This is a genomic window from Veillonellales bacterium (genome assembly GCA_039680175.1).
GTDB lineage: Bacteria > Bacillota > Negativicutes > JAAYSF01 > JAAYSF01 > JBDKTO01.
In genome coordinates this window covers 41,289-51,583 of sequence record JBDKTO010000065.1, presented here as the reverse complement: position 1 = coordinate 51,583, position 10,295 = coordinate 41,289, and the positions used below count along the sequence as shown (strand labels likewise).

Annotated in this window: 9 protein-coding genes and 2 riboswitches; of the genes, 8 read left to right on the top strand and 1 reads right to left on the bottom strand. The window is 50.0% G+C overall.

The window, feature by feature from the left end; translation table 11 throughout:
* Positions 1-32: 32 nt before the first annotated feature.
* Positions 33-389 carry a hypothetical protein gene (locus ABFC84_10020; protein ID MEN6413073.1) on the bottom strand — a complete coding sequence of 119 codons (357 nt, stop codon included), beginning with the start codon at positions 387-389 and terminating at the stop codon, positions 33-35.
* A gap of 93 nt (positions 390-482) precedes the next feature.
* A riboswitch (cyclic di-GMP riboswitch) is annotated at positions 483-569 on the bottom strand.
* An 84-nt stretch (positions 570-653) separates the two neighbouring features.
* Positions 654-740, bottom strand: a riboswitch (cyclic di-GMP riboswitch).
* Positions 741-997: 257 nt separating this feature from the next.
* Here ABFC84_10020 and kduI point away from each other — a divergent pair.
* The 8 genes from kduI (at position 998) to recQ (ending at position 10,283) form a co-directional block, all read left to right on the top strand.
* Entirely contained in the window at positions 998-1,825 is an 828-nt protein-coding gene (kduI, locus tag ABFC84_10015) for a 5-dehydro-4-deoxy-D-glucuronate isomerase (protein MEN6413072.1), read from the top strand.
* A 46-nt stretch (positions 1,826-1,871) separates the two neighbouring features.
* Entirely contained in the window at positions 1,872-2,621 is a 750-nt protein-coding gene (gene kduD, locus ABFC84_10010; protein MEN6413071.1) for a 2-dehydro-3-deoxy-D-gluconate 5-dehydrogenase KduD, read from the top strand.
* Between the two features lie 118 nt (positions 2,622-2,739).
* Positions 2,740-3,699: a sugar kinase gene (locus ABFC84_10005; GenBank protein ID MEN6413070.1), complete on the top strand. Its 960-nt coding sequence runs from the start codon at positions 2,740-2,742 to the stop codon at positions 3,697-3,699.
* A gap of 43 nt (positions 3,700-3,742) precedes the next feature.
* Positions 3,743-4,522, top strand: a complete 780-nt coding sequence (locus ABFC84_10000; protein MEN6413069.1) for an IclR family transcriptional regulator — start codon at positions 3,743-3,745, stop codon at positions 4,520-4,522.
* A gap of 87 nt (positions 4,523-4,609) precedes the next feature.
* On the top strand, positions 4,610-6,151 hold the full coding sequence (locus ABFC84_09995) for a DUF116 domain-containing protein (protein ID MEN6413068.1): 1,542 nt from the start codon (positions 4,610-4,612) through the stop codon (positions 6,149-6,151).
* 35 nt (positions 6,152-6,186) lie between these two features.
* Entirely contained in the window at positions 6,187-7,068 is an 882-nt protein-coding gene (locus tag ABFC84_09990; GenBank protein MEN6413067.1) for an NAD(P)-dependent oxidoreductase, read from the top strand.
* A 130-nt stretch (positions 7,069-7,198) separates the two neighbouring features.
* Positions 7,199-8,122, top strand: a complete 924-nt coding sequence (locus ABFC84_09985; protein MEN6413066.1) for an alpha/beta hydrolase — start codon at positions 7,199-7,201, stop codon at positions 8,120-8,122.
* Positions 8,112-10,283, top strand: coding sequence for a DNA helicase RecQ (gene recQ, locus ABFC84_09980; GenBank protein ID MEN6413065.1), 2,172 nt, complete (start codon positions 8,112-8,114; stop codon positions 10,281-10,283). The genes ABFC84_09985 and recQ overlap by 11 nt, the downstream gene beginning before the upstream one ends.
* Positions 10,284-10,295 lie beyond the last annotated feature (12 nt).

The window sequence follows — 10,295 nt, the reverse complement described above, 5'->3', positions numbered from 1 at the left end:
GTACTGTGTCCCCTGTTTTTATTTTACTCTTATTAAGGTTGTGGATTTTCAGCGGCAACGGAATTAGAACCCAAGAAGGTGATACCGTCCATAGACGTTACACTCTGTGCCCGGACAATCCCGTTGGTATTAAGAACCGGACTTATTGCAGCGGCGGAAACCTCATTCATAATAGCCTTATGGCTTGAGAATACAATATCTTTGTGATTTGACTGTGCCGCCAGGTTTGTTTTATCAATAATAGCATGGACAAGTCCATCACCGCAAACATCAATGCTGACTTTATCGACTGCATTGGCGTTTGCCGGACTTGCTGCGGCTGAACCGGTAAACGCGAAGAGTAGAGCAGCCATAACCACTAATAATGTTAACTCATATATTTTTTTCATCACCAACAACTCCTTTTGCTCATTCTGCCGGGGGAATAAACCGGAAAAACGAAAAGCCGGACGATTGTCCGGTTGCAAACACACTGTTGTTAGCGCGGCAACCTGGCAATCATAGAGTAAAAACTCCGTAGACCCATGGCTTTGCGTCCCTATCTTTCAATAAGTTTGCCCCATATTTACTTGGTGCTTTTTTTCAATCTGCCGGGAAATAAACCGGGAAAACAAAAACCGGACGAGATTGTCCGGTTGCAAACACACTGTTAGCGCGGCAACCTGGCAATCATAGAGTAAAAACTCCGTAGACCCAAGGCTTTGCGTCCTTATCTTTCGATAAGTTTGCCAATCATTTCTAATTGCTGAATTCTTTATATTTATTATAACCGAATTTGCAAACTATGCCAATGGGACTTTTGTCTCAGATTATGGCAGGAGTGCGCTTGCGGCAGCCAGGAAAAGGGGTTCCGGGGCAGGAAAGAATGAGCGGGATATGCGAAAACAAATTTTTGGAATTTAGTGCCGCATGGTGAATTATCGTAACGGGAACGGTGGCAGGGGGAAGGATTTTAATTTTATTTCTAGTATTTTATTTCAAAAAAGGGGGGATTTTCATGGAAGTCAGACATACGGTTCATCCGCAGGACGTAAAGCGGTATACGACAGAGGAACTGAGAGAAAGGTTTCTGATTCAGGGACTGTTTGCTCCCGATGAAGTGAAACTGGTATACAGTCATGTAGACCGGATGATTACCGGCAGTGCCTGTCCGGTGAAACCGCTGGCTCTGGAAGTGGAACAGGGAATGGGAGTGGATTACTTTCTGGAGCGCAGAGAACTGGGTATTATCAATATCGGCGGCGCCGGTACAGTTATGGTAGACGGCAGGGCGTATGCTCTTAACCCTACCGACGGATTATACGTGGGCATGGGAGCGAAAGAAATTCTATTTTCCAGCAGTAACGCCGCTGCACCGGCAAAATTTTATTTTAATAGTTCACCGGCTCACGCTTCCTATTTGACGGTGAAGATTGAACGCAGCCGGATTACGCCGCGACATCTGGGCTCCATTACCGAATCTAATGAACGGAATATCTATCAATATATTGTTCCCGGCAAAGTGGAAAGCTGCCAGTTGGTTATGGGCATGACGGTACTGGAGCCGGGAAATATGTGGAATACCATGCCTTGTCATACTCATGATCGCCGCATGGAAGTTTATTTATATTTTAATGTCCCCAAAGATGCCGTTGTTTTCCACTATATGGGGGAACCGGAGGAGACCCGGCATATTGTGATGCGGAATGAAGAAGCGGTTATTTCTCCCAGTTGGTCGATTCATGCCGGCGGCGGAACGCATAACTATACCTTTATTTGGGGTATGGCGGGGGAAAATCAGACCTTTGACGATATGGATCAGGTGGCTATGCAGGATTTAAAATAATAGGGATCATTTTAAATAACGATTTAAAAAGACGGGGGAGAACGCGATGTTTGACTTAACGGGGAAAGTGGCAATTGTGACCGGGGCGACTGCCGGTCTCGGACAGGGAATGGCAGTCGCTCTGGCGACAGCCGGCGCCGATATCGTGGGCGTCGGGAGAAGAACGTCAGCAGAAACGAAAAATAAGGTACTGGAAACCGGACGCAGGTTTTTGGGAATTGAAGCTGATTTGTTGAGCATTGAACCGATTCAGGGAATCGTTAGCCGGACAGTTGCTGAATTCGGTCATGTTGACATATTGGTGAATAACGCCGGAATCATCCGGCGGCAGGACGCTGTTGAGTTTTCGGAAAAAGACTGGGATGATGTCATGAACATCAATATTAAGACCGTCTTTTTCTTCAGTCAGGCAGCTGCCAGGCAATTTATCAAACAAGGCAAGGGCGGTAAAATAATTAATATCGCTTCTATGTTATCCTTTCAGGGTGGCATACGAGTGCCTTCCTATACGGCCAGCAAGAGCGGCGTTATGGGAGTTACCCGGTTACTGGCCAATGAATGGGCGAAGTACAATATCAATGTAAACGGCATTGCGCCCGGCTATATGGCAACCGACAATACCGCGCCCCTCAGAGCCGATGCTGTCCGCAGCGCGGAAATTTTGGAAAGAATACCGGCCGGACGCTGGGGAACACCGGAAGATTTGGGCGGCCCGGTAGTCTTTCTTGCCTCTCAGGCTTCCGACTATGTAAACGGCTATACGCTGGCGGTGGACGGCGGCTGGCTGGCACGATAAGCTCTAGCAAGGGGAAAAGGCTGCGTCTTCTATTTGGGATAGGAGGCGCAGTTCGCATAAGCCGGGTAAGAATAGGCGATGTAATGCTGGCAAAGTCAGTGTGAGAGGTGGGAGCTATATGCCGGAAGTAATAACGATTGGTGAAAGTATGGTGATGATGGTAGCGGATCAGAGCGATTCGCTGCAGTTTGTGACCAGCTATACCCGCAAAATTGCCGGAGCCGATTCCAATGTAGCCATCGGGCTGGCCCGATTGGGGCATGAAGCGGGCTGGATCAGCGCTCTGGGTGACGATCCTTTTGGTACTTACATCCGCAACACGATCAGAGGCGAAGGCGTGGATACGAGCCAGGTGGCCTTCTCCGCCGAGTATCCAACAGGTTTGTTGGTGAAAGAATTAAATGAAATCGGCGATCCCAAAGTATACTATTACCGGAAAGGATCGGCCGCCAGTCATATTAAGCCGGATATCCTGAATGAAAATTATTTTTTTCAGGCAAAGCTGCTGCACATCACGGGAATTTTTCCGGCCTTAAGCCCCAACTGCCTGGAAACGGTTTTGCAGGCGATCAAACTGGCCAAGCGGAAGGGGCTGATGGTGTCCTTTGATCCTAATATACGATTGCAGTTATGGACAAGGGAACAGGCCAGAGAAACACTGATGCAAATAGCGGCTCTGTCCGATTTAATATTGCCGGGCAGTATCGAAGCGGAAATTATGGCGGGAACCACAGCGTTTGAGTCTGTTGCCGATATTTTTCATAAGCTGGGTGTACAATACGTCGTTATGAAGGACGGTTCGCGGGGAGCGCATTATTCTTGTGCCGGCGATAATGGGAACAGCGCCAGGGGCTATGAGAAAGGTTTTCCGGTCAAACGGGTAGTGGATACTGTCGGGGCGGGCGACGGGTTTGCCGTTGGCGTTCTTTCCGGTTTATTAGAGAATATATCACTCAAGGAAGCGGTTATCCGGGGAAATGCGATAGGGTCTCTGGCCGTAAAAGTCCGGGGAGATGTGGAGGGCTACCCTACCAAGAAGCAGCTGGAAGAATATTTGCAGACTCGAAAGGATATTTGAATCGCTCGACAGAAGTTATCAATAAAGGGATAGTTAGTGGAGGATGATTCAGTTGACTCAAAGCTTGGCAGTGCAGTCCCTGCAGAGAACTTTTGATATTTTGGAGGTAATCGGGAATAGCGTTGCGCCGATCAGTTTGAAAACGATTACGAACATAACCGGCTTACCGAAATCCACTGTTTACCGGCTGCTTAATAATTTGGAAAATAGAGATTACGTTCGCTGTGACAGTAATGGGAATTATCGTCTTGGGCTCCAATTGCTGATGATGAGCCAGCGAGCCGAACAAAATTTTGAGATTAAGCATTTGGCCCGAAAATATTTGACGGCTCTCAATCAAGTTACCAGGGAAACGGTGCATCTGGCGATTTTGGAGAAAAACCGGGTACTTTATGTAGATACGGTGGAAAGCCCGCATGCTCTGCGGCTGGCGGCCAAACTGGGTACTACGAATTCGGTGCACTGTACGGCGCTGGGGAAAGCGCTTTTGATTCAGCATAAAGATAGTAAAATCCGGGAGATTCTTGCCGGTCAGGATATGGAGAAAAGGACGGAGCAGACATTGCTTACTCCGGATGAGTTTGTCCGGGAAATGGCTCATGTCCGTAAATGCGGCTATGCTCTGGATGAATGTGAAAGTGAAATTGACGGCCGCTGTGTGGGAGCGCCGATATATGACAACGCCGGGCAGGTTGTGGCAGCAATCAGTGTTTCCGGTTTGGCTTCCCGCTTCTCCCGGGAGTATATTGAAAACGAGGTCGCCGGCCCGCTGTTGGACAGCACCCGGGAAATATCCCGGTCGCTAGGCTATTCCGGACTATAAAAGGGAGACTTTTTCGCTTGCTTGGCAGGAAGCAGGAATATATATGCTAGTAAAAGCTGGATGTCGCGGTGAAAGGGGTTATTGCAGGTGGATTGGCGGTTAATCAATAGCGGCTGCCGCTCGGCGGCTGAGAACAGCGCTTTGGCAAAGACGATACTGAATACTTCGGCGCTAGAACATACTGGGGGCTCACTGCGTTTCTTCCGTTTCGATTCCAGTTATGTTTTAGTGGGACAATATCAGGACGTGGAGCGAGAAGTAAGAGGCAATTATTGCCGGGAGCAGGGTATTCAGGTAGTACGCCGGCTCACTGGCGGCGGCGTTGCTTATGTGGACCGGAATACACTGGCCTGGGAAATCATAGCGGCAAAAAATGATTTACCGGCCTATCCGTCTGAAGAACTTACCCGTATGGCCGGCGATGCCGCAGCAGAAGGACTCCGGAAACTGGGACTTGCTGCAAGCTATCATGAGCCGGGTGAAATACGGCTTGCCGGCAGGCTGCTTTGTCGCATTCACTGCTTGGAGACTGCCGGCAGTATGCTGTGGGAAGGGTATATTCCCCTGGAACTGGATGCGGGTGTTTTGCTGCGGGTGCTGCGGATTCCGACGGAAAAACTAACGCAGAAGGCAGAAGAAGCCTTCAAAACCAGACATACATCCCTGGCACGGGAGTATAAAGGAATCGTTTCGGCTCACCAGGTCAGACAAGTTCTGGCGGAGGCTGTAACCAAGAGGTTTGGCGTTTCCTTTTACCGGTGCAGGCAGAGAGAAGAACCGGCATATTTGTCTCCGTTCGACTGGTGCGGGGAAAATCCGGTTTGCGACCGGGATAGTAGCAAGTACAGGCTATGTTCCCGCTTGCGGTGCCAAGGCAGAGAGCTGACGGCCGCGCTGGTTTTGGATGATACCGGGCAGCGTATTGAGTCTGCCCGGATAACCGGCGATTTTTACCTGTATCCCGGTTCCGCCGTCACCCGACTGACAAAAAAATTGGCCGGTTTACCGGCCAATGAAGAATCGGTTGATCCGGTTGTCGCCGCTGAGTTAGCTTTTGTTCGTATTACAGGTTTTACTGTGGAAAATTTCAGGGATACGATCAGAGAAGCTTTGAGCAAAAAAAAGTTTACTGGTATTGGCGCCAGCCCTCAGGAGGTCAGTGATCTGTATTGCGTGGGCGGGCTGAAGCCAAACACCTTACCGGAGCTTTTGCAAACAAGGCCGCTTACTTTTTTACTGCCCTATTGTGCCAAACAGCCGGATTGCAAGTTTCGCTTTATCGAGGGCTGCGGCTGCTGCGGCCGTTGTGATGTGGGGGACGGATACCGGCTGGCCGAACAGAACCGGCTGCAGCCGCTGACAATTCAGAACTATGAAATGCTGGAGGATGCTCTGCGGGCGATGAAGGCAGCCGGAAAACGTATTTTTTTTGGCACTTGCTGCGAGGAATTTATTGACAAACATTATCAGGATTTTAAGAAAATCGGTTTGCCGGGGCTGCTGGTAGGCGTGAATAATTCCACGTGCTATGAATTGGGAAAAGACGCGGAGGCCCATCAGGGAACATTTGAAAAGCAGACGAAATTAAAAATGGATCTTATCAAACGGATTATAAAATGTTCCGCCTAAAGGCAAATTAGACAAATAGAAAGCGGGGGAATAAATTGAAAATAACAACGGAAAACACGGTCATAGGATTTATCGGTATCGGTGTCATGGGCAAAAGTATGGCCGAGCATTTGCTGAAGGCCGGGTATAAAGTAGTTGTTTACAACCGGACGAAAGCCAAGGCGGAAAGTCTGCTCAGCCAGGGGGCTGAGTGGGCGGAAAAGGTAGCGGATTTGGCTGCCAGGGCCAATGTGATTATCAGCATGGTGGGCTATCCCCGGGATGTGGAGGAAATCTATTTTGGCAAGAACGGAGTTTTGGACAATGCCCGGGAGGACAGCTATCTTCTGGATATGACGACTTCATCGCCCAAGCTGGCGGTGAAGATTTATCAGGCTGCAACAGGGAAAAAACTCCATGCCCTTGACGCTCCGGTTTCCGGCGGTGATGTCGGCGCCAGGGAAGGCAAGCTGGCCATTATGGTGGGGGGCGATCAGACCGATTTTGCGGCTGTACTGCCTATTTTGCAGCTGATGGGGCAGAATATCGTTCTGCAGGGAGATGCCGGTGCCGGGCAGCATACTAAAATGTCGAATCAAATTGCTATTGCCGGCAATATGATGGGCGTGTGCGAAGCCATCGCCTATGCCAAGAAATCCGGTCTTGATCCTGCCAATGTGCTGAAAACGATTGAAACCGGCGCTGCCGGCAGCTGGTCCCTGAGCAATCTGGCGCCCCGGATGCTGGCCGGAAACTTTGAACCGGGATTCTATATTAAGCATTTCATTAAGGATATGGGAATTGCCATTGAGGCAGCTCAGGAAATGGGATTGAAAACTCCGGCATTGGATCTGGCGATGAAGCTTTATCGCCAGCTGGCCGCTCAGGGGGAGGAAAACAGCGGCACCCAGGCGTTGTTTAAATACTACGACTGTTAAATCGGAGAAACCGGCCTGCCTTATTTAAAAGGGGACCGGTTTTATTTTTGCCAAAAGGATATGGCAGGATATCGGAGAAACGTGGGGAAGTTTGTAAGAACTTAGTTTTTGGCTGACTGGAGGCGGGAAGATGACAACAAGTTTGAAGCATAACCGGCGGTTTAAAATCAGTATGCCGCTGTTTCAGCTTATGGGGGTAGAAAAGGCGCGACAGACTTTTTATCAATTGGCGGCTACGATAAAAAAAGTGGATATTCCTATAGGATCGGTCCGGAATTGTACTGTGAAAACGGCAGGCCGGGATACGCCGGTTCGTATTTACAGTCCGGCGGGAGAAGGACCGTATCCCGCTTTTATTTTTTTGCACGGCGGCGGGTTTGTTGTCGGCAGTGTGGAGCATTATGACGGGTTTTGCAAAAAGATAACCCATGATGTAAACTGTATGGTGTTTTCGGTAGATTATGGCCTGGCACCGGAGCATAAGTTTCCGGAACCGGTAGAAGAATGCTATGAAGTGGCGAAATGGGTACAGGATCATGCCGGGGCACTGCATATCCAATCCGGCAGGCTGGCTGTTGGCGGAGAAAGTTCCGGCGGTAATTTAAGCGCGGCGATATGCCTGCTGGCCAGGGAACGGGGCGAACTTTCCCTGCTGTATCAAATGCTGATTTATCCGGGACTGGATCTGGCTTCCGATCCGGCAGGCAAAGTGGAAGCTAACGGGGATTGCGTCATTGATCCGGGAACGCTGAAATGGTTTAATGACTGTTATTTAAAAGACAGCAGCGATGCGGTCAATCCGCTGGCATCGCCGGTCCTGGCTCCCGACCTGTCCGGACTGCCGTCAGTTTGCATGATTACCGCTGAAAATGATCCGCTGCGGGCTGAGGACGAATTGTATGTTCGGCGCCTTCGGGCGGCGGGAGTTGCTGTCTGCCATCGGCATTATGACGGAGTGATGCATGGTTTCATTAATATGACCGGGCTGCTGGAAGAAGCGAAGCAGGCGCAGGAATTTGTTTGTGAGCAACTTCGTCAGGTATTTGACCGGTAAAGAACAGAGGGATCAATATCGCTTGGGGGAGTATAGAATGCTGCAAAAGGCCAGGGAGATATTACAAAAATATTATGGTTATCGGGATTTTCGTCCCGGACAAGCCGAAATTATCAATAGCCTGCTAGGGGGCAGGGATACGGTGGCCGTTATGCCTACCGGCGCCGGCAAGTCGCTGTGTTTTCAAATACCGGCTTTGCTGCTGCCGGGAGTGACACTGGTGATTTCACCGCTGATTTCACTGATGAAGGATCAGGTGGATTCCCTTCGCAGTCTGGGAATTCCGGCAGCGTTTATTAACAGTTCCCTTACGGCGGCGGAAGTGAATGAACGGATTTATCACGCCCGGAATAACCGCTATAAACTGCTGTATATCGCACCGGAGCGGCTTGGATCCGGTAATTTTCAAACGGCGGTTCAAAGCTTGAAAATATCGCTGCTGGCCATTGATGAAGCTCATTGCGTCTCTCAGTGGGGTCATGATTTTCGTCCCAGCTATCGCGCCATTGCCCCGTTTATCGCCAGTTTGCCAAACCGGCCGGTCATTGGCGCTTTTACGGCCACGGCGACGGAAAATGTCAAGCAGGATATTATTGAACTCTTGACATTGGACCGGCCGGCAGCCTATTTTACCGGCCTGGACCGGCCAAACTTGTCCTTTACCGTGATTCGCGGCGAGAATAAACAGGAATTTATTTTGAAGTTCGCCGCCGCCAATAAAAACCGTTCAGGCATAATTTATGCCGCTACCCGCAAAGAGGTGGATCAGCTTTACACTCTGCTGCAAAAAAGAGGCTACGCTGTAGGAAAATATCATGCCGGACTAGGCGAAAATGAGCGGCGGCAAAGCCAGGAAGCTTTTATCCGGGACGACGTGGCGATTATGGTGGCTACCAATGCTTTTGGTATGGGGATTGATAAATCTGATGTCCGTTATGTCATTCACCACAATATGCCGAAAAACATGGAGTCTTATTATCAGGAGGCCGGCAGGGCCGGACGGGATGGGGAACCCAGTGAATGCATTTTGCTGTTTGGCTCCCAGGATGTGATGCTGCAGAAATTTTTTATTGAGCAAACCGTGCAGGACAGTGAACGAAAGGCCAACGAGTTTAATAAACTTCAGGCCATGGTGGATTACTGCCATACACCCAATTGTCTGCGCTGCTATATACTGAATTATTTTGGCGAAAAAACCGCCTACGACCAATGCGGCAACTGCGGCAACTGCAAGGATGACGGGGAAGTCACCGATATTACCCAGGCGGCCCGGCAGGTATTTTCCTGTGTCTTGCAGATGAATCAGCGCTTCGGCATTTCTTTGATTGCCGAGGTGCTGAAGGGATCAAAGAACAAGAAGGTGCTGCAGCAGAAATTTGATTTGCTGCCAGACTATGGCCGGTTAAATAGTTATTCCCTGCAGGAAATCAAAGATTTGATCAACCGGCTGGTTGCCACTGATTATCTGCGCCTTACGGACAGTGAATATCCGGTCGTCAAAATGACGGGAACGGGAATCACGGTGCTGAAAGGCAATGCCAGGGTATGGCAGAAGGTAGCGAAACGGCCCCAGCAGTCAGCCGCCGACAATTCTTTATTTGAACTGCTGCGGGTGCTGCGCAAGGAGATTGCCGACCGGGACAAGGTACCGCCTTATATGGTGTTTGCCGACAGCACCCTAAAAGAGATGAGCCAGTGTTATCCGGCAGACGAGCAGGCATTGCGGCTCGTCAGGGGTGTCGGTGAAATGAAGCTGGAGCGTTATGGCGCTGCCTTTCTGACGGTGATTCGACAGTATGCGGCCGCTCATCAGGTTCAGCTGTCTGCTTCACCGGCCGCAGCCGCGTCATCAGTCCCGCCGGAAGAGAAAACTCCCAGCCATCTGGTTACTTACCGCCTGTATCAGGAAGGCCGATCGTTAGCGGAAATTGCCGCTCAGCGCAAGCTGAAGCCGTTGACGATCCAAGAACATTTGCTGCGCTGCCATCAGGAAGGGTTGGCCATTGATTGGTCGCCGCTGATCCCCCAGCAGTATGAAAAACTGATCCTTGCCAAGATCAGGGAGCTGGGGGCGGCAAAATTAAAGCCGCTAAAGGAGGCGCTGCCGGAAGAAGTTGATTACGGCGCCATAAAAGCGGTCATTTGCAAGTATTGTCAGTAGGGTTTTGTATAG